The organism is Mucilaginibacter sp. (assembly GCF_028288105.1).
Classification (GTDB): domain Bacteria; phylum Bacteroidota; class Bacteroidia; order Sphingobacteriales; family Sphingobacteriaceae; genus Mucilaginibacter.
Genome location: NZ_JAQBOI010000134.1, coordinates 1 through 20290, shown reverse-complemented (window position 1 = coordinate 20290; position 20290 = coordinate 1). Strand labels below are relative to the sequence as shown.

18 protein-coding genes and 2 pseudogenes are annotated in these 20290 nt (G+C 41.5%); 6 read left to right on the top strand and 14 right to left on the bottom strand.

All coding sequences use genetic code 11. The annotated features are described in order from the left end of the window. A pseudogene (locus JWQ85_RS09300) lies at positions 1–201 on the top strand (MATE family efflux transporter); the annotation flags it as partial. A 244-nt stretch (positions 202–445) separates the two neighbouring features. Here JWQ85_RS09300 and JWQ85_RS09295 read toward each other — a convergent pair. Then, positions 446–2680 (bottom strand): S41 family peptidase, encoded by a 2235-nt coding sequence (locus tag JWQ85_RS09295; RefSeq protein ID WP_299467206.1) that lies wholly within the window; start codon positions 2678–2680, stop codon positions 446–448. A gap of 190 nt (positions 2681–2870) precedes the next feature. On the opposite strand from JWQ85_RS09295, the gene JWQ85_RS09290 reads away from it, so the two are divergent. Continuing rightward, positions 2871–3281, top strand: a complete 411-nt coding sequence (locus JWQ85_RS09290; RefSeq protein ID WP_299467205.1) for a thioesterase family protein — start codon at positions 2871–2873, stop codon at positions 3279–3281. A gap of 84 nt (positions 3282–3365) precedes the next feature. Here the strand turns inward: JWQ85_RS09290 and JWQ85_RS09285 are convergent, their stop codons facing one another. The 5 genes from JWQ85_RS09285 to JWQ85_RS09265 all read right to left on the bottom strand — a co-directional run bounded on the left by JWQ85_RS09285 (position 3366) and on the right by JWQ85_RS09265 (position 6067). Beyond that, the gene (locus JWQ85_RS09285; protein ID WP_299467203.1) at positions 3366–3821 is read right to left on the bottom strand and encodes a YciI family protein; all 456 of its coding nucleotides are present in this window, start codon (positions 3819–3821) and stop codon (positions 3366–3368) included. A 48-nt stretch (positions 3822–3869) separates the two neighbouring features. Continuing rightward, on the bottom strand, positions 3870–5303 hold the full coding sequence (locus tag JWQ85_RS09280) for a DUF3943 domain-containing protein (RefSeq protein ID WP_299467201.1): 1434 nt from the start codon (positions 5301–5303) through the stop codon (positions 3870–3872). A 109-nt stretch (positions 5304–5412) separates the two neighbouring features. Further along, complete coding sequence (locus tag JWQ85_RS09275; RefSeq protein WP_299467199.1) at positions 5413–5664, bottom strand: hypothetical protein; 252 nt, start codon at positions 5662–5664, stop codon at positions 5413–5415. Between the two features lie 5 nt (positions 5665–5669). Continuing rightward, entirely contained in the window at positions 5670–5840 is a 171-nt protein-coding gene (locus JWQ85_RS09270; RefSeq protein WP_299467197.1) for a hypothetical protein, read from the bottom strand. Next, positions 5837–6067 carry a hypothetical protein gene (locus tag JWQ85_RS09265; RefSeq protein ID WP_299467195.1) on the bottom strand — a complete coding sequence of 77 codons (231 nt, stop codon included), beginning with the start codon at positions 6065–6067 and terminating at the stop codon, positions 5837–5839. The genes JWQ85_RS09270 and JWQ85_RS09265 overlap by 4 nt, the downstream gene beginning before the upstream one ends. A 245-nt stretch (positions 6068–6312) precedes the next feature. On the opposite strand from JWQ85_RS09265, the gene JWQ85_RS09260 reads away from it, so the two are divergent. Next, positions 6313–8133, top strand: a complete 1821-nt coding sequence (locus tag JWQ85_RS09260) for an ATP-binding protein (RefSeq protein WP_299467193.1) — start codon at positions 6313–6315, stop codon at positions 8131–8133. 5 nt (positions 8134–8138) lie between these two features. On the opposite strand, the gene JWQ85_RS09255 is transcribed toward JWQ85_RS09260, so the two are convergent. Continuing rightward, positions 8139–10013: a PAS domain S-box protein gene (locus JWQ85_RS09255; RefSeq protein WP_299467191.1), complete on the bottom strand. Its 1875-nt coding sequence runs from the start codon at positions 10011–10013 to the stop codon at positions 8139–8141. Between the two features lie 166 nt (positions 10014–10179). Continuing rightward, positions 10180–11358, bottom strand: coding sequence for a GAF domain-containing sensor histidine kinase (locus tag JWQ85_RS09250; protein ID WP_299467189.1), 1179 nt, complete (start codon positions 11356–11358; stop codon positions 10180–10182). A 174-nt stretch (positions 11359–11532) separates the two neighbouring features. Between JWQ85_RS09250 and JWQ85_RS09245 the strand changes: the two genes are divergently transcribed. Beyond that, on the top strand, positions 11533–11982 hold the full coding sequence (locus tag JWQ85_RS09245) for a KTSC domain-containing protein (RefSeq protein ID WP_299467187.1): 450 nt from the start codon (positions 11533–11535) through the stop codon (positions 11980–11982). A gap of 78 nt (positions 11983–12060) precedes the next feature. Beyond that, complete coding sequence (locus JWQ85_RS09240; RefSeq protein WP_299467185.1) at positions 12061–12711, top strand: START domain-containing protein; 651 nt, start codon at positions 12061–12063, stop codon at positions 12709–12711. A gap of 72 nt (positions 12712–12783) precedes the next feature. Here the strand turns inward: JWQ85_RS09240 and JWQ85_RS09235 are convergent, their stop codons facing one another. Then, entirely contained in the window at positions 12784–15639 is a 2856-nt protein-coding gene (locus JWQ85_RS09235) for a pitrilysin family protein (RefSeq protein WP_299467183.1), read from the bottom strand. 147 nt (positions 15640–15786) lie between these two features. Beyond that, positions 15787–16350: a sugar O-acetyltransferase gene (locus JWQ85_RS09230; RefSeq protein ID WP_299467181.1), complete on the bottom strand. Its 564-nt coding sequence runs from the start codon at positions 16348–16350 to the stop codon at positions 15787–15789. A gap of 173 nt (positions 16351–16523) precedes the next feature. Here JWQ85_RS09230 and JWQ85_RS09225 point away from each other — a divergent pair, with 173 nt between their 5' ends. Continuing rightward, complete coding sequence (locus JWQ85_RS09225; RefSeq protein WP_299467179.1) at positions 16524–16937, top strand: hypothetical protein; 414 nt, start codon at positions 16524–16526, stop codon at positions 16935–16937. Between the two features lie 260 nt (positions 16938–17197). Here JWQ85_RS09225 and JWQ85_RS09220 read toward each other — a convergent pair whose 3' ends face one another. The 4 genes and pseudogenes from JWQ85_RS09220 to JWQ85_RS09205 all read right to left on the bottom strand — a co-directional run bounded on the left by JWQ85_RS09220 (position 17198) and on the right by JWQ85_RS09205 (position 20105). Beyond that, positions 17198–17782, bottom strand: a complete 585-nt coding sequence (locus JWQ85_RS09220; RefSeq protein WP_299467177.1) for an NlpC/P60 family protein — start codon at positions 17780–17782, stop codon at positions 17198–17200. 71 nt (positions 17783–17853) lie between these two features. After that, positions 17854–18324: a hypothetical protein gene (locus tag JWQ85_RS09215; RefSeq protein WP_299467175.1), complete on the bottom strand. Its 471-nt coding sequence runs from the start codon at positions 18322–18324 to the stop codon at positions 17854–17856. Positions 18325–18498: 174 nt separating this feature from the next. Continuing rightward, positions 18499–18915: a YcxB family protein gene (locus JWQ85_RS09210; protein WP_299467173.1), complete on the bottom strand. Its 417-nt coding sequence runs from the start codon at positions 18913–18915 to the stop codon at positions 18499–18501. A 144-nt stretch (positions 18916–19059) separates the two neighbouring features. Next, positions 19060–20105, bottom strand: a pseudogene (locus tag JWQ85_RS09205) (NAD(P)-dependent alcohol dehydrogenase). Positions 20106–20290: the final 185 nt, after the last annotated feature.

Below are 20290 nucleotides of genomic sequence, written 5' to 3'. Positions count from 1 at the left end.
GCCGGAGATACCTGGACACCTACCAAAATAAATTTATTTACGTTCTGGTTATTCCAGATCCCTTTTGCTTATTTATTGGCCAAGTATTTTGAAATGGGGCCAACCGGTGTCTTTATTTCTATCCCGGTTGCCGAAGTTGGACTGAGCGTAGCCGCTTATATCTTGTTTAAGAAGGGCAAGTGGAAAAAAACATTGGTTTAAGAATATTCTCTAATTGAGCCATTCCCCTCTTGAGAGGGGTTAGGGGTGTGTTAGCAAAGCGGCAAGTATCTCATGCAAAGGCGTGAGCTGCCAACTGCCAACTAATAACTGCCAACTGTCCAAGGGCGTTGCCTGCGGCCCGGGCTATGCGCTTATACTGCACAGGCATTAGCCACAGGCCGGTATCCGCTCCTATCCCTAACGCGGAAGCTTGTGCCCCCTTTGTCTTTCGTCCTTCCCTTCTTTATTTTTTACCACTCAATATTATCTCTTTCGCCTTATCCAATAACTCATCCTTACCTGCTTTTATACCTGCAATTGTTGGTTTAATAACCAGATCAATTTTAACACCTTTACGCTGTGTTTCGGTACCATCAGGGTAATAAATACCGATACCCGATATCATGGTTGATATACCACCCGGTAAAGTAATAGCTGATACATTACCATCTGCCCCGGCTGTTTGGCTACCAATTACAGTAACGTTGGGCGAACTTTGAAACGCCATGGTTGTATACTCTGCCTGGCTTTGCGATTGCTCATTTACAATAACTACTATCATGCCTGTATAGGGTTCGATTGCCGGTGGTATGGTTACCGGCATATTATAGGTGAATAAGCCGGGCAGATAAATACTACCGCTACTGAATTTCACAAAAGCCGACATATTGGTTTTAATATAAGGGCCAAATGTATAAGGCATAAATTCCGACGGATAGCACCGCATATCAATAACAATCCCCTTTGTGTTATTAAAAAGCTGTTTTATTTCAGGCAGGTCGCTGTTATGGTACTTACCCGGGTACAGGTAACCTATGTTATTATCTAAAAGGTAAAACCCTTTCTTAGCTTGCTCTCCACTGTAATTTACTTTGTTGAAAGGCATCGACGGTACTATTATCTTTTTTGCTTTGCCATTGCGCAGGATGCCCAATTGAAATTCTGCCGTATTCCCTCTTAATAAATTAGCAAAAGGCAAGTCCCTTAACTGTGTTGAATAGTTTGATGCTGGGGTATAAGGCAGATATTTTTTCACAAGGGCGGATACCGACTGGCCGTTAATGCTTTCAATTACATCGCCCGGTTTAACCAGTTGTTTTACCTTTAGGGTATCATTATAATAGCTGGCTACCACCAGCTTATCTTCTATAAATTCTGCTTTAAGAGGTACAGTATTTTTGCCTCTGTAATTATTTAGAGTAGTATTATTACCCCAGATGTTAGCATGGGTATCGTGTACGCGTGCTATTAACGCAAGGCTGTTAAGGGTGTACTCGGTTGCGTTTTTAGCATCCGCAAACTTGGGAATACAGTCTGCAAGTACATTATTCCAGTCCTCACCAATTAAATACTTATACGGAAAAAAGTATTGTATCATGTTCCAATACCTGTATAGCGAAAGCAACCTATAACCGGCATCCGGGTATTTCATACCTACGTAAGCAAGTTCGTTAGTAAACCGCGGGTTGCCTACTCCGGGCTCCATAGTTATGTAGTAGCTGTCGGTGAAGGTATTTTTATATAAAATACTATGCAGCTTTCCTGTTAATGTTTTATTCAACACATTGCCTGTAAACAACATTCCGTACGATGGAGATAGCTTTATATCATCGCCATTATAAGGTGTGCAATCGTCGCACTTTTGTACAGCGCCAAATTTATCAAACCATTCCTCAAGCGTGTTGCTTAACTCGGCGTTGTTTTTTGCTTTTAATACAGCGGGCATTACTCTGAATAGCTGCGCATCCATATTAAAACCACCTTTAATAATCCCGGGGTGATAATATTTTATAAATCCCCACAGCTGCCCTAAAGCCGTCAAATTAGTTAACTGTTGTTTATTTAAAACAACAGTATCTATTTTTGATCCCGAAAGGAACGCCGTATCTGCCTGCGCCCCGGTAAGCTTTTTTTGTATTACGGTGGCCTTTTCTATAGGCTTTCCATCAATAAATAATTTTAGGTTATCTACCCATATTTTCCCTGCACCTACAAGTAGTGCACCCGCGTTTATGTTTGTAGCCTTGCCCTCATCATAGGGTAATTCAATTATGTATTCCTGCCAATCGGTAGTACCTTTAATCCCGCGGGCTTGCATATTATCAAATGCTGTAGTGCCATCAATCCGCATCCAAATGCCGGCATAGCCATCTCTTACATCCTGCGTTTTTATATATCCTCTCAGTTCAACTTTATTCCCTTTAAATGTTTTTGGGATAATAAAATTAATCACACCAAATTGCGCGTCGTCGGCTATTTTTTCAATAGACAGGGAATATTTGCCTTCTTGCTTAACCACACTATCAACCTTAACAGGATATGCCTTTAGTTGCTCGGGCTGAGATGAGGTCCTCCACCCCGCCGCCCTACTTTTATCAGCAGTAAGCTGTTCCATATCGCCGTTAAAATTTGTTTGTGATGTTGCCGTTCTGCAGCTTGATAAACTAAGCAGCATAAGCAATAGTGGAAAGTGTTTCATAATTGTGATTGGTGATAGTTATTATTGGTTGTTGAGCTTAATAACGGAAGTATTTATCTTTTAATATTGGTTGGATATCTTTTCTCGTAAAGACGCTGAGATGTGATGCATTTTTATTGCTTTTAGCTGTGAGAATTAAAACATAATAATCGATTTTAACTTTTACTTTTGAATTTTAACTTTCAACCCCATGCCCTACTCCACCTTTGAAACCGAACTGCGCGTACGCCCCGATGATATAGACATGTTTCAGCATGTGCATAACAGCAAGTATTTTGATTATGTATTGGCTGCCCGTTACGACCAGATGGAACGCTGTTACGGCATGGCTATGGAGAAATTTATGGAGCGCGGTTTTGGCTGGGTGATAAGCACCGCCCATGTAAATTATAAACGAGCCCTTACCATGGGCGACTACTTCATTGTTAAAACAGGCATAGAAACCATAAACGATAAAGGTTGCCGGGTAAAGTTCACCCTAACAAACAAAGCCACCAATAAGGTTTGCTGCGATGGTTACTTCGATTATGTAATGATAGATATGACAACCGGCCGTGGGGTAAAAGTGCCCGATGATGTGATAGAACATTACGGGATATAAACACAATATAATACAACGCGTCATTGCTTCCTACCTCACAGCAAGCGGGGAATATTTAAGAGTTTGTAAACCGTCGCGCAAAAGTTAGTGAGAGGTCTTCTCTATTTTTTTATGCGTTTCCAGGTAAACAGGCAGCGCGGCCGAGCCGTACCAAGGGTATAATTCGGCATCTAATAGTTTTGATTTAACGGCCGGATCGGTAGCTAATAACCCTTTGGCTTCCTCAACAGTTTTGGCATTGAAGATAAATATACCCCGGTAATTTTTGTCGTTTTTACCAATAGGGCCGGCTACTACCAGTTTGCCATTAGCAGCTAAACGGCCAATATTAGCCATATGCCCTTTAAACAAACTATCAATTGTAGTCTTATCGGTTGTTTTGTTTTCGCCTGTTTTAAGGATCACCAGAACATACATTTTCATACCGTATTCATCGGCGCCAAGCGAGTCTGCTAAAGCTTTATTGTATTGGGTTGTACCTTGGGCTTTTGCACCTGCCGCTAAAATGCCAAGCAGCGCAAATAGGAATATCTTTTTCATCGCAGGGGTAATTTATACCCAACTAAGATAAGTATTAATTTGGATGTCTTAAAAATCCACACTGTAACGTGTGGATACACGCAGATATGGGTAGCGCTTATTAACATCTGGATGCTCGTCATACTTGCCGCGTAAAAAGAAATAGCCCGGCTCGGCGGCCAGTGAAAGGGATTTGGAAAACGCATACCTTATCTCGCTGGTTACAGTATGTAAAAAGTAATGAGATTTATTGCCGTTTACTGTATAGAGCCATCCCCCGCGATAATCAATACTCGCAAAAAAACGTTCGGCGAATTTCAAACCAGCCCCGCCATTTATACCAAAGCCCGAGGTATAATCGTAATTACGGCCATTGGAATTATAGGTATTGGGCACCGCGGCCAATAGTACCGGGCCAAAACCAATATTGGTGTTAAAGGTGAATTTTTTGCTCACATCATACGTCGAGAAAAGGTTTGCCTTAACACTTTGCCCCCCATAAAAAAATGCCTCGTTACTAATGTAATCGTAATTTGCCGACAGGATGACCAGGTGCTTAAGGTCGCGGTTAGAGCGCAACTCCCAGCCCGCCAGCGAACCATACACGCTAAGCAGGTTCACCATAGAGCTATCATCCCTTCCCATTTCTATATTGATATAAATATTACTAAACGGTGTGCGATAATCCTTATAGCGGTTACCATACATTAGTTTAGCCCTGCCGAATATGCCTGTTTTGCCCTTGGTACCAACTGTACCGGTAATACTGTTAAAAGCGCGGGCGCCCAGGTCAAACTCTGCCGATACCTGCGATGAGTCGCGGTCTTTTGGGTTGCCATAAACCTTGCCCCACCTACCATCAAGCAGGCGGTTAAGGCCATTCATGGGGTTAGCTAAAAAAGCGGTTATTTCTTCCAATTGCCTGCCAAAACCCCGGTGGCGGTTATTCACAATTTTGCTTGACAACCGGTAGCTCATCTCGCCCAGCACTATACCGCCAAAGCTGGTATTAATAAAATCATTAGGCGATGGGTGTTCATTTTCTCCAAAGGTTTCCCATACGTAGCTTCCGGCTAATGCAGCCGGTGCCGATTGCCAGAAACTGTAACCGTTTGAGCGAAACGAGCTAAAGTAAAGGCTGCCCTGGTATGGGTGGCCAAACTGGTTGGTTCTAAATATGTCCTTGTCCCACTGCCAACTCCCCGGGTTTAAATTGCGGGTTATTGTTGCGCCGGTTACCCTCGAATAAATTGCATTGGCTACAAACCTGTTATAACTAAAAGGTATTGCCTGTGCCAGGCCCCACTCGGCGGCAGCACGCCCAAAACGTTTAGTATCTGGCGGGGTGGGGCCAAAAAATGATGTGCGTTGCCTTTTGGGCTTTGGTACGCTATCTACAATAAGTTTTTCGGCATCTTGCGCGGTTTGGGAATAAACAAAGGCAGGGGCTAATAACAAAACTATTACAAGCGCTACTATAAACTGGCGTGGTAAAAACTTCAATATATTATGCTTTGATCAAGGTTAAGTAATTAACAACCATACGTTATCGTATTGTTATTAGTATTTACACCTAACAATGCATTTTGCCCCTAAATGTTTTGGAAAGTTGTTATTGATATTTATTCTGCACAATCTGCTCCTGTATCTGTTCGCCTTCAAGCGCAAGGCCAATATTTACCAGAAATTCTGCATCAACACGGTGGTCATCTGCAGATTGCCACTTGCCCAGGCGGTTTATGACCAAAAAGCTTGAACCATTTTCATGCATTATACGAAAACCATGTAAACCATTAATATTCTCGGGCTTTACCTGCAAGTACAATAATGCCCCTGTAGTTGGATCTTTCACTCCTATTTTCATGGCATTTAATTTTTAGTGTTATCGTTTCCCCTGTTTTTTAACTCAGCTGCTATGGCTGCTTCGTTTGAATTATCTGAGTTCTGTGCGTTTTGTTCGGCCTGCTTTAGCGTGTTTTTATCAGGCAAAGCTTCAATGTTTACCTCTTTATTTTTTTTGCTTGTTTTTACCTGTTTCATTGGCTTATCTCCTTTTCAATAGCCAGCCCAAGCGCATCTACGTCGTCAGGCTCCAGGCACGGCGACCCTGGCCTCTCCAATTGCCATTTATTATCTTTTTTGGATATAATAATTGGGCTGGCAGTTCCTGTTATTGTTTCGGCTATGAAACGGTCAGTGCCCAACGCTTTTATTATAAAGCCAACAGACAAACCACGCACGTCGCTTTTTACGGTGAAAACATTCATATTAACAAATCTTTACTTTTAATACCGGCAATTACGTAACCGATATTAAAGAGCAGCTATACCGCTGCCGCTTATATAACAATATTGAACGTAAGGAGTTTACATTATTTTGCTTTTGTTAAAACCAAGCCTGGCAATTTATGTTTTGGGTGTTATTAATTAATGTCATAGCTATTCCATGTATGGGAAAGTTTTTTATTTTTGTTATGAGATAATTATTTAATCTGTAAAACACTTTTACACAGTTGGATCCTATAGAAAGCACATTTCGCGATATTGTTGAAATATCGCCCTTTCCTGTTTATGTATGTACCGGCGATGATATGATCATCTCCGTAGCCAATAACGCTACGCTTAAAGCCTGGGATAGGGATTCATCCGTAATAGGCAAACCATTTTTTGAAGCATTGCCCGAGCTGGAAGACCAGCCTTTTCTTGGCTATCTGCAAAGTGTGTACCGTACCGGCAAACCTTTTTACAGCAATAACGAACGTGTTGATCTGCTGATAGGCGGAAAACTGCAAACCTTTTACTATAAATTTACCTATCAGCCCATGTACAATGGCGATGGAAAGGTGTATGGGGTAGCTGCTTTTAATACCGATGTTACCGAGTTGGAGCGGGCCAAACAAGCGGTTGAGGAAAGCGAAATGATATTGTATAACATGGTTAGGCAGGCACCTGTAGGCATATGCATTATTAGGGCCGAAGATCTGATGATAGAGGTTGTAAATGATTCGTACCTGAAGCTGGTGGGCAAAAAGCGTAAGGAAATGGAGAACCGTACCATTTGGGATGCCATACCCGAAGCAGCAGCAGCATATGCGCCTGTTATGAATAATGTTATCCATTCCGGAGTATCATTTTCTGCCAGTGAACACGAAGTTATATTGATTCGCGACGGTAAGCCCGAAACAGTGTTTATTGATTTTGTATATGAACCTGTACGGCATTTTGACGGTACTATAAATACAATTATGGTTATTGGCATTGAAGTTACCGATAAGGTTATTGCCCGCCGTAGTATTGAGGATGCCGAAGAACGTGGCAGACTGGCCATTGAGGCCGCCGAAATAGGCACATTCGACTTAGATTTGACCACCGATAAAATGGTTACATCGGCCAGGTTCAATGCAATTTTTGGTTTTGATGGTGAAGTATCAAGAAAGAAGCTTGCAAATGTTATTCATGTTGATGATCGCCAGCACCGTATGCTGGCACATGAAATGGCCCTTAAAAGCGGCAACCTGTTTTACGAGGCCCGGGTAATACACCCCGATGATTCCATCCGTTGGATACGTGCGCAGGCTAAACTTTATCATGATAACAATAATACACCGGTACGTATGCTAGGTACCATCTTAGATATTACAGAATTTAAGCGGCTGCAACAACAAAAAGACGATTTTATAAGTGTAGCCAGCCACGAGCTTAAAACGCCCATGACATCGCTAAAAGCATCTATACAAATATTGGATAAGCTGATTAAAACAAACAATAACCCCGAAAAAGTATCTGCCTTTATTGACAAGGCAAATACCAGCTTAGCCAAAATGCAGCACCTGGTAGAAAGCTTACTAAACGTATCAAAAATAACCGCAGGCCAGCTGGCGCTCAATAAAACTCATTTTAAAATTGACGAAATGGTAAATGATAGCTGCGATCATTTACGCCTTGCCGGTGATCATGAACTGATATTGAGTGGCGATACAGGCCTGGAGGTTTTTGCCGATCGTAGTAAAATAGAACAGATAATAGTTAACCTGGTAAACAATGCTGTGAAATATGCCCCACAATCAAAGAAGATAATTGTAGATATAACCAAGCGAAACAAATCTGCTAAAATAGCTGTACAGGATTTTGGTGACGGAATTTCGCAGGATAAAATACCCCATCTGTTCGAGCGCTATTACCGGGTAGATTCTACCGGCCTGCAGTACTCCGGCTTGGGCCTGGGTTTATATATCAGTGCCGAAATTGTAGAGCGCCATGGCGGCAAAATAGGCGTAATAAGCGAAGCAGGTATAGGCAGCACCTTCTGGTTCACTATACCCATACAGGAATAATATATTTATTGCATATCAAGCTCAAAATAAAAGGTCGAACCTTCGTTTTCACGGCTCTCTACTTCAATTTTGCTATGATGATAACGCAAAATTTCTGAAACAAGATAAAGCCCTATGCCAAACCCTGATACAGTTTTTATCTTTTCGTTTTTTACACGGTAAAATTTACCAAATAATTTTTTTTGATCTGCCGGGCTTATGCCAACCCCATGGTCTTTTACAAAGATCTTTACTTTGCCTTCGCCCTTTTCGCATCCAATAATAATTATACCGCCTTTAGGTGAATATTTTATTGCATTACTTAACAGGTTCATCAACACCTGCCCTATCTTATCCTTATCGGCATAAATTACAACATTTTCACAATCTTGTAACCTAACGGTATGGTTTGTTGTTAAAAATTGTGCATCACCAGCAATTTCTTCAATTATTGTATGTAGCCCAAATAATTCTTTATGCAGTTGTATTTTTCCTTCTTCTAACCGCGACAGGCTCAAAAAATCATGTATCATCGTGGTCATTTTTCTGGTTTGTACTTCGGCCCTGGTTAAGGCGTTTATCTTAAAACTATCGCCCTCTTTTTTCTCTTTTGCCAGCAATATTTGTATATATGATCTTACGGCTGTTAACGGTGTTTTTAGCTCGTGGCTTACCATTGCTATAAAATCATTTTTCCGGAGTTCTTCCTGCTTTTTCTCGGTAATATCACGGGCTATTTTTGATAAACCTATAATATTGCCCTGGGCATCCCTAACCGGCGAAATAGTTAAAGAAACATTCAATAGTTTTCTGTCTTTAGTGATGCGTACCGTTTCAAAATGCTCTACCCGCTCGCCACCCCTTAAGCGGGATAGTATCATAGGCTCTTCTTCCTGCCTGTCATCCGGGATAAGTTTTAAAATAGACTGCCCTACAATTTCAGCAGATGTATAACCAAACGTACGCTCTGCCGAGTCATTCCAACTGGTAATTATACCCTCCAGTGTTTTACTGATAATAGCATCATCAGATGATTCAACTATGGCGGCCAGTTTCGCGCTTTTTTCTTCCGCTAGCCTGCTTTCTGTTATATCTACTACCGTACCTATAAAACGTTCTACCTGCTCATCTGTATTAAAATACACCTTACCCTGGGCCCTCACCCATCGGGTGCTGTTATCATCAAACCGAATAATGCGCAGGGTAATATCATACTCGCCGGAAGAGCCGAACATCATAACGCTTTGAATATGCGCTAATACCCGTTCCCTATCCTCCGGATGGATCTGTTCTGCATACATTTTAAAGTTTACCTGGCTATCCAAAGGCAAACCGTATATTTTTTTGCACTCGTCAGACCATGTTAGCTTATCTATTTTAGGTTCATAATCCCACGTGCCTAAGTTTACCGAGGCCACTACCATTCTTAGCCTTGCTTCGCTTTGTTCCAGTTCAATTAACAGTTTTTCTTTTTGTGCCTGCTCATCTTTAATTCCTGTAATATCCCTGGTAAAGCACCTGGTATGTATAAACTGGCCATCTTTTATTAAAACATTGGAGTTTATCAGCACATGCTTTATACTGCCATCTTTACACTTAAGCCTTGCCGGAAAATTTTGCAGTGTTTCGTTTTGTGTTAAACGGCTTAAAATATTATTTATAACATTTTCATCTGCATGAAAATTACTTACAGGTTGTTCTAAGTACTCTTCTTTTGTATAACCTAATAGATCCAGTTCGGCCTGGTTAACCCATTTAATAATACCCTCACCATCTACCCAATGCAATGGGGTCAATCCATTCTCAACAAAATCGGTCAGTTCATCTAACCGGCGTTGCATTTCCTTCTCTTTTTCCTCGTATTGGGCAAGTTTTATATACGGATCTTCCAGATTTCCCATTATTTAATAAGCCCTCTAAATTATCCTATTATTAAAAAATTTCATTTCGAAATATACCTTATTATTACCACTTATAAGAATGCTCACTTATAAGAAACATTAATTTAACAGTTGATCACCTCATTAAAGGGTGCGATATATTATCACTATTACTGATGGCTATAAATTACCCTTTACTTAAGGGCATTTTAAAAGTAAACTTAGTTTCCTGCTTGCCAGAGTCTACCCCCAGGGTACCATCATGGGCACGTGCAATTTCTGCGGCTATAGAAAGGCCAAGACCAAGCCCCTGCTGTTTTGGAGTAACCTCGCCGCGATAAAACGGCTGAAAAAGCCTGTCGCGTATAGCATCGGGAATTTGCTTGCCGGCGTTTGTTACCGATATAATAAACTCATTATTTTGGCAAAACGCCTCAACTTTTACCGGCTCGTCTTTTTTACCGTGTGTGAGTGCGTTTCCTAATAAATTAGAAAGCAACTGGGCTATGCGTTTACCATCACAATCAACAGCCGAGTTTAAATCGAACCATGCTTCAATGGTTTTATCGGGCCATATAATACCCAATTCAATTATTACCTGGCTTAATATTTTTTCAATGGGCTCATTAGCATTGCGTTCTAATACAATGCCCTCGCCAAGGCGGCCACGCGCAAAATCCAGAATATTCTCAATTAATGCTTTCATCCGATAGGACGAATCCTGCAGTATGTTGGCCAACCGTTTTATCCGGTCATCAAGCGGCATGCGTAATAACATTTGGGCAACATTTAGTACGGCCCCTACCGGGTTACGTAAATCGTGCCCTAAAATAGCAATGAACTGGTCGCGCAATTCAGAAGTTTTTTTCTCTTCTAAAAGTTGCGATTCTGTTATGGCCAGTTTATCAGCAGCATCCAGGTGAAAAGATATCAGATCGGCAAAAAGATTGAACATGCCAATAGTTTTGGCATTATTCAACAAAGCCGGGTTAGGGTCTATAGCGCAAAGCGTACCAAAAAAATTGCCGTTCTTAAGCGTAATAGGTATAGATATATAGCTTTGAAAGCCATACATAGCCGGCGTATGGTGATTAGCAAAAAGCTCGTCGTGGGCAACATGGTCTATCACAACAGGGTTGTGATGCTGGCGTATTTCATTACAAATGGTAGTTTCCAATACCAATTCACCGCCTGGCTCCAGTCCAAATTTTATTTCATCGCGAACAGCGCAGGCAACCCATTTATCATCGGTAACGCGTGCAACAGCAGCAAAACCCATCCCGGTGGTACGGCAAATTACTTCTAATATTGATGTTACCGCGTCTATACGACCTATAGCCTCTACATCTGCCTGAATATTTGTCAAATTATATTATTATGATAAATCTATCGTACAAATTAAATCCTTTTTAGCACTTCTACAACCATTATTTTAATTTTTAAATTAAGCATCGCCACCTGGTGCAGAAAGCGTACCTTTGCAAAATTATTTTCTTTGAATAAAGTTTTCACAAGACAATAACATTACACTATTAATACAATGAAAAAAATTGTCGATTACAGAAAACTTTTAGGTGTTGCCGAAGCTACCGAATTGCAGGAACTTAAATCTACTTACCGTGGTTTAATGAAAGCCTGGCACCCTGATAAATTTCAGGAGAGCGAAGAAAGTAAGCTGGAAGCCGAGGAAAAAAGTAAGACCATTATTGAAGCTTATCACTTTTTAGTGAGTATTGCGCCAGAAACCCGTGCACAATCATTAGCCGAGTACACTACAACAACCACAACCGCGGCTATTGTTGATTTTGAATACAAATCGCAGGTGTTGCGTGTTGATTTTACCGACGGTAACTCTTATGAGTACTTTGATGTACCAAGAGCGGTTTACGTTAAATTGGTAAATGCCGATTCGCCGGGTAGGTTTGCGCGCAGGCACATTTATAATGAGTTTGTTTATCGCAGCACAAGCAAGTTAGTAGCTACCGCCTAAGAATTTTAATTTGTGTTGAACCTATGACACGCAGTTTACCCGGGATAATTAGATTTGTCGGGTAATTTTTGCTGCTTTATGTTCAATAAACTACTTTTCTTTGTACTGCTGCTTATCACCACATCGTTAACCGCGTCGGCCCAATACAACTGGGCGCTGAAAAGCGATAAAGATGGTATTAAAATATACACCAGCACTGTTGCAAATTCAAAATTTAAAGCCTTAAGGATAGAGTGCAATTACCAATCTACGCTAACGCAGATGGTAGCTACGCTGCTTGATCTTAAAACACGCCCCGAGTGGATCTATCATACTAAATCTATCCGCCTGGTTAAACAAGTGTCCCCTTCCGAACTTTTTTATTATTCTGAAATAAACCTACCCTGGCCCGCCCAAAACCGCGACTTTGTGGCACACCTGATAACCACCCAAGATGAAAACACCAAAGTGGTAACTATGCATGGCCCGGTAGCGCCAACAATGGTACCCGAAAGGGATGGTATTGTAAGAGTAAAAAGCTCGTTAAGTAAATGGCTTATCTTCCCGCTAAGTAAAAACGAGGTTAAGGTAGAGTATACCATACAGCTCGATCCGGGTGGCGCCATACCCGCATGGCTCACCAATTTGTTTGCATCTGAAGGGCCCACGCAAAGTTTTAAAGCACTTAGGCTGCAATTAAAAAAGCCCGAATACAGATCGGCCAGCGTACCGTTCATTAAGAATTATTAAGTAAGATATTTCAATACAAAAAGCCCTTTTAACGAATGTTAAAAGGGCTTTTGCTTTTACGCTGTTCAGTAATTATTGTTTGGGTTTACCATCGCTGTCTACCTCAATAATTGGATAACCTAATTTTTGCAGACCGGGCAGGATGCGTGCCTTATCGCCCACAACCAATATGATCATGTTATCGGTATTCAGGTATTTTGCCGATAGCTGGTTAAGCTCGGCCGGGGTAATGGTTGATAAGATCTTGTTCTGCTCATCGGCATAAGTAGGTTTCAAATTATACTCCTGTATGCGCGATAGGAACGCTGCTTTCTGTCCATTAGTTTCATACTTGCGGGCATCGCTTTGGCCTATTGATGTTTGCGTGAACTTTAACTCGTCAGCGGTAATGCCTGCTTTTTGATAATCTTTTATCTCTTTAATAAACTCATATACCGAGCTATCGGTTGCAGTAGCCAGCACGCCGGCAGAGGCAGTAAAATCGCCACCGTATTTGCCCGAGCTAAAGCCGGAACGTGCACCGTAGGTCCAGCCCCTTTTTTCGCGCAGGTTAAGGTTAATGTGGCTGTTGAACGCACCGCCTAAAATATAGTTAGCTATACCTAATTTATAGTAATCGCCGGTTGCATCGTAGTTCAGTTTATCAAGGTATCCTATCCTTATCTCTGACTGTGCAGCGCCCGGGATATCAACCAGGTATAAAGTTGTTTTATCAAAGGTTTTCCCTTCTGCAGGTGTTGGGATGGTTACTGTTTTATCTTTCCAGGCATTAAGGAAAGCCAGGTTGCCTTTTGCAGTACCTTCGTTAACATCGCCCACAACAACAATTTGTGTTTGCGATGGTGTAAAGTAATTATCATAATAATCCTGAACATCCTGCAGGGTAATTGCAGCTACCGTTTCTTCGTTACCACCTGTTGAATAGGTACGCACGTTATCGGTTCCGTAAAGTAATTTACTGTACACCGTTGATGCCACACCGGCAGGCTGTGTTTTAGCTTGCTTAAGGCCCTCAATAGTTTGCTTTTTGATCCGGTCTAAAGCATCCTGTGTAAATTTTGGATTAAACAATTTCTCTTGCAGCAAAGTCATTGTTTTTGGCAGGTTTTTAGTTAATGACGAAACACTAATGAATATTTCCTCGCTGCCTGCAAATACGCTGATGTTACTACCCAGTTTATCCAGCTCGGAGTTAAACTCCTCTGCAGTAAAACTTTTTGTTTCCTCGTTCATCATACGGGCCACAACGCCGGCTAAACCTGCCTTTGCAGGATTATTAATCGCGTATAAACCGCCGCCTTTTATAGACATAGAGATAGATACTGATGGGATCTCGGTATTTTGAGTACCTATCATTTTGATACCATTTGGCGTGGTACCAGTCCATATAGCCGGAACCTTAATAGCCGGGTTTGCACCTATGCCAGGTTTAGCCGCGCGGTCAAAATTATCTGTCGCTTTTTTGTAGGTTAAGCCGTTGTATCCGTAATCAGGGGCTTTGTAATTTGCAGTATTTACGGTGTAGTTATCGGGTGCAGCAGCTGTAATGGTGCCACCTTTTGGCAATACGCTTAATATAACGGCGGGCTTACCTTTTATGTATTTGTTATAAACACGCATTACATCCTCTTTGGTTATCGCCCGTATATCGGCCAGTTCGCGGCCAATTTGATTAGGATTGCCTGTTAAATATTGCGACTGTGCCAGCTCAGATACTTTACCGCTAACGCTTGATAAACCATTGATAGCATTTGCCTCGGCACTTGCTTTAAAACGTACCAGTGCGTCGTCAGTTACACCTGTCTTTTCAAACTCGGCCAATGACTCGTCTATCAGCTTTTTAGCATCGGCTAAAGTTTGCCCTGGGAACGGAACCACTCGCATGGTGATCTCGCCGGCCAACTCTGTATTTGACGAACTCATGGATGCCTGTGCTGCCTTACGCGTTTTTACAAAATTCTTGTAAAATATAGAGTTACGGCCCTGGCCAATTATCTCTGACAATGCATCTAAGGCCGACATATCTTTGTCGTAAACCTTAACACCCGGATATGTGACAGATAATAATGGAAGCTTAGCATAGTTATCCGTATATGACACGTAACGATCCGCCGTTAAAACCGGTGCCGGGAATGAAGCATTTTTAACAACCGGCCCGCGTGGTATGCTGCCGAAATACTTACTTACCCACGCCAATGTTTGCTTAGGATTAAGATCGCCGCCTATTGTAATAGTGGCGTTATTTGGGCCATACCATCTTAAAAAGAAGTTTTTAAGATCGTTTACACCTACTTTATTCAATTCTTCGATATAGCCAATGGTTAACCATGAATATGGATGCCCATATGGATAAAGGTTTTTAGAGGTGTATTCGCTGGCCAAACCGTAAGGGCGGTTATCGTAATTTTGGCCGCGCTCATTCTTTACTGTAGCACGCTGCACCTCAAATTTTTGTTGGGTAACCGCATCAAGCAAAAAGCCCATACGGTCGCTTTCCAGCCAAAGCATTTTTTCCAGTTGATTGGCCGGAACAGTTTCGTAATAGTTGGTGCGGTCGCGGTTTGTTGAACCGTTTAGGGTACCACCAGCTTCGGTTATAATTTTGAAGTGGTCGCCATTGGCAACGTGATCGCTTCCCTGAAACATCATATGCTCAAAGAAGTGGGCGAAGCCCGATTTACCGATCTCCTCGCGGGCCGAACCAACGTGGTAAGTTATATCCACATGTACCAGGGGATCAGAGTGGTCTTCAGCCAAAATTATGGTCAACCCGTTTGGGAGCACATACTTTTCGTAGGGTATAACCAGTTCTGTACCCTTCCTGGCTACCTTCTCAATCAGCTTGGGTTGTACTGTTTGGGCGCCGGCAGTTAGTGCCATCACCAGAATGGATTGTGCTAATAATGCACATTTTAAAGTTTTGTTCATATAATTAATTTAGTCAGTAATTTTTTTCCGGAGATTAGCTTATGCATTCGCCCTGCAAAAACATAATATTAAGGAATTAACTTATGAGTTACAATTACATATTATAAATCTGTGTAACAGGTTTGTGACCAAGTGCTTACAGACTTATCATTCGCTTTTTTCCAGCTTCCTGATAACTACCGCCGGGTTACCCACAGCAAGCGAATCATCCGGTATATTTTTAGTGACCACTGCCCCCGCGCCTATTACGCAACGGTTGCCTATGGTTACCCCCGGGCAGATCACCGCACCGCCCCCTATCCAACAATCATCGCCAATAATAACGGGTTTGGCGTTTTCCCTGCTGCGGCGTAAAACCGCGTCTAAGGGATGTGTAGCGGTGTAAATTTGTACGCCGGGTGCGCAGAACACGTTATTACCCAGCTTAACTTCCATAACATCAAGCACAACACAGTTTACATTGAAATATACATTTTCGCCGCAGGTGATATTGTAGCCATAATCGCAATGGAAGGGCGGTTCTATATAGAGACTTTTTGGCGCGTTGGGTATAAGCTGCAGCAAGATGGCATCGGTACGGTCAGATACTACATACTCATCAATATTCAGCTGCTTTAGCAACTGTTTGCAGTGTTGCCTTTCCTGCGCCAGGGTTTCATCGGTGGCGATATAATACTCGCCTGATAACATTTTTTCTTTTTCTGTTTTCATAGGTCTATCTTGAATAGCAATATCACTAAAAGATAGGGTTTCTCAAAATACAGTGACACATGGCATGTAACAATTTATAGTTTTGAACCGTATGTACTATTCCATGATACACAGCGTTGCATAATAAGTTTTGGCTTGCTATTTGTAACATACAAGGCATCTATAAAATCACTATGAAAAAGAATCTATTACTACTCGCTATACTTACCTTTTTGAGCATCCCTACATTTGCACAAAAGTCGGTTTTGGCTATGGCCAGCGTGGATAAAGGTTTAGTGACTAAAAATCAAAAAACAACCGATACTGGCAAATCGCCTTATTGGATCATCGTGTCAAACGAAAAGGAATTTCAGATAGATACCTTAAACGCAATTAAATACCTCGACCCACAATGGATGTCGGCCATTGATTTCCCGGATAATGACGTGGCTAAAGCAAAATATGGCAGCATAGCCCCGCAAGGCCTGGTTGTTGTTACCATCAACGATAAAAAGTTCCCTAATGCTTTTGAGGAATTAAAAGATCATATGGCCTTTATAGACGAGCATGAAGAATTGCCTTTTTATGATTTTACAACATTACCGTAAGGTGATGTAGTGATAACACCATAGGTGTTCGGAAGATTCAAAATAACGCCTAAACTCCGAATTTTGGCTAAAGCCTTATAAGTTTTGTTTGTGATCCGTTGGCTAAAGCCAACGGCAATGATAAATGCAAGTTATTTTTACAATTTCTCATTCATTGCCGTCCCATTTATGGGACGGATAGAGAAACCAGAAAGCGGGCTTTAGCCCAAACTCTACTCTTCCGAACAGCTATGATGATAACACCGATCATAGGCTAAACTTTAATGATCGTTCTGCGGAAATATGCGAATGGTTTTCATATAACGACTTTTGTAGTAAGAATTAAAAGGCGTTTCGGTGACACCGTCGGCCTTGCCCGATGTGGAATGCACAAATGATAGCGGCTGGCCCGGCGAAGCTATGATTATCCCCATATGCCCCACCACTCTTTCCGTACTATCGGTACCTGTAAAAAGTATCAGATCGCCGGTTTTGGCATTTTGCAGGTTTATTTGCTTGTTCATAAACGTAAAATCGACCGAACGCCTGGGTACCGGGATCTTAAAATGATTAAACACAAATGTTATAAATCCGGAACAATCAAAGCCCTCTGTAGGATCGGTAGAGGCATATTTATAGGGAATGCCTTTTAAGCTATTGGCAAATGCAACCAATTCGGCTGGTGTGGTACTGCCTGTTTCAATTTTAGTGAAATAACCGGCGCTATCCGGTTCGGGTGGCGGCAGGGTGTCTTGCTTTGCTACAATTACGGTATCGCCTTTTCCTGTAATTATATAAGTGGGTTTGCGATCTTTACAAGAAAAAATGAGAACTGCTAAAACTAAAAGCAACGGGTTGTAACGCATATATAACACTACAGCATATTCAGTATTAAGTTTTATGGCGCGGAATAACAGGCGAAAATAAAGCCCGGTTCCTATACAGAACTTTTTGCTTGCCCGTACCTATGCCGCATTAAAACAATGGGCAATGCTATACAAATTATCAGTATCAGTATATTTTTTATTGCCCCTGTAAGGGTAATAGTATTGGCAACCTGTGTCAACGGTAATACAAGCAAGTTCATAACCACCCACACAAAAATGCCGTAAATAATGGCAACCAAAAACGCCCTTTTTCTTATTACCGGGACAAGATCATATAAAATGAAAAACAGCACGGTAAATATGGCAGCTATTAAATAATGAAGGGCCACCCCCGTCCAAATCATCTCCGAACCGCCTGCAAAAGCTTGCTTGCCATATACCGCGCTGGCAATATATTTAAATACCATAGCTGCCTGCCCCTTAGCCAGTATAAAAACCGCAGCCAGGCCATCCAGGGTACCGGCAATTAACGAGGTAAGTAAAATGGTTAGTAATAATGCTTTAGTGTTTTTAGGTTGCATAATAATATTTAGGTAATGTAAATATTATTATGCAATAGTGATACTTAACAATACCCTTAAAACCAATCATTTAAGCCATGTTGTTATAAATGCGAGATATACAGGGGATAATAACTGGGAATTTTGGAGAGTGGTGGCTATCGTTTTAATTTAACTTTTACGCCTGAAAGCCCACTAAATATCCCGCAATTCAATAAGTTCTTGCTCGCTTAAATTGGCCTTAGATATAAAATTAGCGGTTTGCTTACTCTGATAGATCAGGAACCATTGCTTTAGTTCTTCAATTTTAAAGGTTTCGTTTAAACCTAACTCAGAACTGAAACTATTCCCCCTAACCATCATTTTGTCGTCGGTAAATTCGTATTCAATCTCCCCCTGCAATCTCTTATTTGAGGTGAAATTCTTTTTAGCAGAAAAGTAAATAGAAATTGGCAACACAAATATCACGAACGACCCAAACATAAGCGCGAATGTGGGATCTGATTCAAAATCAGAAACATGCATTAAGGTAAGAATACCACCGATAAACATAACAATACCTATTATAGACACATAAATAGTCCACCCTTTTCTGTAAGTAAGGAGGTACATTAATTTTAGGTATTCTTTAAACGAGATTTGGGTTTTAAATGTTATATGGCTTAGGTACTTGGTGCAAAAATATAAATATTCGACGCATAAAAAAGGCGGATAACCCTTCACAGGTTACCCGCCTTAATATTAAGTTATTCCTTCTTACAGCGTTGCTATATCAATAACAAAACGGTAACGCACATCGCCTTTCTCCATACGCTCGTATGATTTGGTGATATCTTTAATATCTATCATTTCTATATCTGAAACGATATTGTTTTCGGCGCAGAAATCAAGCATTTCCTGAGTTTCGGCAATACCGCCTATACCAGAACCAGCCAAACTTTTACGGCCGCCTAATAAACTGAATGCGGCTACTTTTGCCGGTTCAGATGGCACGCCCACGCAGATCATGGTACCGTCAGTCCTTAACAGGCTTAGATACATGTTAAAATCGTGCTCGGCAGATACCGTATCCAATATAAAATCGAACGTACCGGTTGCTGCTTTTATTTGTTCAGGATCACTGGTAACCACAAAGTGATGAGCACCTAATCTTTTAGCATCTTCTTCTTTTTTAGGGGAAGTACTTAATACAGTAACCTCGGCGCCAAAAGCAACACCAAATTTAACAGCCATGTGGCCAAGGCCGCCTAAGCCTAAAACAGCCAGTTTGTGGCCCTTGCAACTTTCCAGTGCCTAAGTGGCGAGTAGGTAGTGATACCTGCGCATAATAACGGCGCGGTAGCGGCAAGGTCAAGCTTATCTGAAATGTGCAATACAAACTCTTCCCTAACCACAATAGTGTTGCTGTAGCCACCATAAGTTGGTGTTTTGCCATCGCGCTCGTAGCTGTTATAAGTTTGTGTACTTCCTCCGTCAAGGCAGTATTGCTCCAGGTCCTTCTTACAGTTTTCGCAAACCTGGCAAGAATCAACCATACAGCCTGTACCGGCCAAATCGCCAACTTTAAAGTTTTTTACGTGGTCGCCTACTTTGGTAACACGGCCAACAATTTCATGACCGGGCACCATCGGGAAGATCCCAGGGAACCAGTCGTTCTTTATCTGGTGCAGATCGGAGTGGCAAACACCACAAAATAGTATTTCAAATTGCACATCATAAGGGCCAACTTCGCGGCGCTCAAAATTCCATGGTGCAAGGTCTGTTTGCGGGTCTTGTGCCGCGTATCCTTTTACTGGTATCATGTTTTTTGGTTTTTGTTAGTTTTCGTTATGCTAATATGGGTACTTTCTGCACCTCATTGTGTAATATTCCTGTAATAAATGTAATTCTTAAATTTCACGCAAAGACGCTAAGACGCAATTATGTTTAAAAGAATTAGCGTCCGGCATCCTTACATGATTTATACTAATATTTAAAATCCTGTTGA

Excerpts from the sequence above, each read along its gene's own strand:
- JWQ85_RS09295 (WP_299467206.1), bottom strand. The coding sequence starts at position 2,680 with ATGAAACACTTTCCACTATTGCTTATGCTGCTTAGTTTATCAAGCTGC.
- JWQ85_RS09290 (WP_299467205.1), top strand. The coding sequence starts at position 2,871 with ATGCCCTACTCCACCTTTGAAACCGAACTGCGCGTACGCCCCGATGAT.
- JWQ85_RS09285 (WP_299467203.1), bottom strand. The coding sequence starts at position 3,821 with ATGAAAAAGATATTCCTATTTGCGCTGCTTGGCATTTTAGCGGCAGGT.
- JWQ85_RS09275 (WP_299467199.1), bottom strand. The coding sequence starts at position 5,664 with ATGAAAATAGGAGTGAAAGATCCAACTACAGGGGCATTATTGTACTTG.
- JWQ85_RS09270 (WP_299467197.1), bottom strand. The coding sequence starts at position 5,840 with ATGAAACAGGTAAAAACAAGCAAAAAAAATAAAGAGGTAAACATTGAA.
- JWQ85_RS09265 (WP_299467195.1), bottom strand. The coding sequence starts at position 6,067 with ATGAATGTTTTCACCGTAAAAAGCGACGTGCGTGGTTTGTCTGTTGGC.
- JWQ85_RS09255 (WP_299467191.1), bottom strand. The coding sequence starts at position 10,013 with ATGGGAAATCTGGAAGATCCGTATATAAAACTTGCCCAATACGAGGAA.
- JWQ85_RS09245 (WP_299467187.1), top strand. The coding sequence starts at position 11,533 with ATGAAAAAAATTGTCGATTACAGAAAACTTTTAGGTGTTGCCGAAGCT.
- JWQ85_RS09240 (WP_299467185.1), top strand. The coding sequence starts at position 12,061 with ATGTTCAATAAACTACTTTTCTTTGTACTGCTGCTTATCACCACATCG.
- JWQ85_RS09235 (WP_299467183.1), bottom strand. The coding sequence starts at position 15,639 with ATGAACAAAACTTTAAAATGTGCATTATTAGCACAATCCATTCTGGTG.
- JWQ85_RS09230 (WP_299467181.1), bottom strand. The coding sequence starts at position 16,350 with ATGAAAACAGAAAAAGAAAAAATGTTATCAGGCGAGTATTATATCGCC.
- JWQ85_RS09225 (WP_299467179.1), top strand. The coding sequence starts at position 16,524 with ATGAAAAAGAATCTATTACTACTCGCTATACTTACCTTTTTGAGCATC.
- JWQ85_RS09220 (WP_299467177.1), bottom strand. The coding sequence starts at position 17,782 with ATGCGTTACAACCCGTTGCTTTTAGTTTTAGCAGTTCTCATTTTTTCT.
- JWQ85_RS09215 (WP_299467175.1), bottom strand. The coding sequence starts at position 18,324 with ATGCAACCTAAAAACACTAAAGCATTATTACTAACCATTTTACTTACC.
- JWQ85_RS09210 (WP_299467173.1), bottom strand. The coding sequence starts at position 18,915 with ATGTACCTCCTTACTTACAGAAAAGGGTGGACTATTTATGTGTCTATA.